The organism is Natrialba sp. PRR66 (assembly GCF_034808065.1).
GTDB classification, from domain to species: Archaea; Halobacteriota; Halobacteria; order Halobacteriales; family Natrialbaceae; genus Natrialba; species Natrialba aegyptia.
Genome location: NZ_JAXHGN010000184.1, coordinates 1 through 255, shown reverse-complemented (window position 1 = coordinate 255; position 255 = coordinate 1). Strand labels below are relative to the sequence as shown.

Below are 255 nucleotides of genomic sequence, written 5' to 3'. Positions count from 1 at the left end.
ATTTTGGAGAGCCGAGGCAACAAAGATTTAGTAGACTCAACAGGAAAAAATATAGGATCAAAATTAGCTTCAAGTACCCTACACTGGGGACCATCTGCCACCATGAACAAATATGCAAAGACTCATTACGAACAAACTAGCTACGAGGGCTTTGATCAAGACTGGCACCTTTATCAAATGGAGTGGACCCCAAAAAATATTACATTCAAAATTGACAACGAAAGCATTGGTACTGTAACACCCCCTGATGCTGGG

General features: G+C 41.2%; 1 protein-coding gene. It reads left to right on the top strand.

What is annotated here, in order from left to right; genetic code table 11:
* Positions 1-255, top strand: a 255-nt coding sequence (locus SM755_RS23930; protein ID WP_323174874.1) for a family 16 glycosylhydrolase, incomplete at both ends; no start/stop codon positions are given.